The following is a 1,219-nucleotide window of genomic DNA, read 5'->3' on the forward strand; positions in this document are numbered from 1 at the left end:
CCCCTTATCAGTGTGAAATCGTGTGTTATCGGGGGAGAATCCTCTTTTACGGACCGAAAGTATCCCTCCCACCGGAACGATTTAGTTCGACTTTGACGAAGTTAGCGAAAGAATGGGGCGTAGTGAGTCCGGTACAACGTGGTTGACTGCGGGGGACTACGAGCGACTGCGGCGGGCAACCGAGACGTACCGGGAGGACCTCGTGCTCCGATTAGGCGCGGAAGTCGGTCTCAAACCGGTCGAGATGAGCCAACTCAAACCCGCACACATCACCCGGCGGATACACCGGGGAACAGACCTGTATCTACTCACTGTACCGGCCGACGGCCGAGACGCGCACCTGCCGAGCGACGTCGAACACGACATTCGGAAGTACGTCAGAGCCAACGACACTGGCGAGACGGAGCGAGTGCTCCCCGTCACGCCACGGCGTCTGCAGATGCTCGTCTCTTCGATTGGCGAGCGGGCCGCCGAAAAGACCAGTCACGAGGGCCTTGCGGACATCTCGACGCGCGACCTCCGACGCTACTTCGCCCGAACACTGCTCTCTGACGGCGTTCACCCGTCCGTAGTCATGAGCATCGGCGGGTGGGACCGGATAGAGAGTCTCGCTCCGCTTCTCGACGACCCAGATGAGGACACAATACTGGACGCGTTTTCGCCGGAGCCCGACGAGAGTAACGGACATTCCGACCGTGGTGGGACGGACCGGTTACAGCAAGTCGTAGAGACTGTTCGAAGCGTTGGTTCGGCGCTCCCGTCGGTGAGCACGCGTAGCGAAGTCGAACAGACGGTCTGTGACCGATTCAGTGACTCGGAGCACTATCAGTTCGCCTGGATAGAGTCGGACGAAAACGATGCGCGGGTGTCGCTCGCTGCCGCCGCCGGCCTCGACGAGGCGTCACTCGAAGCAGTCCGTCAGTCACTCTCCAGTCGGGGCACGGATTACGCCGAGCGTGCATGCCACAACCGTGCTGTACAGACGACTACAGCTGTTGACCTGCCTACGGGAACCGCAAACGGGGCAGTTACCATTGTCCCGCTGCTACACGGCGAGACTGCGTACGGTGCCCTCTATCTCGCCCTCGACCGGGCAAACGTGACTGACTCCGAGAAAGACGTGTTGTTGACGCTGGGGCGTCACATGGGGCAGGCTATCACCGCCGTAGAGCGAAGGAAGCTACTCCTGGCCGATACGGTCGTTCAACTGGAGTTTCAG

Annotated in this window: 1 protein-coding gene; it reads left to right on the forward strand. The window is 60.6% G+C overall.

The genetic code is table 11. From position 1 onward, the window contains the following. Nucleotides 1–112: 112 nt before the first annotated feature. Nucleotides 113–1,219: GAF domain-containing protein (locus QT222_RS00920; protein ID WP_491476002.1), on the forward strand; the 1,107-nt coding region annotated here is incomplete at its 3' end.

It is taken from the genome of Haloferax sp. s1 (assembly GCF_058382125.1).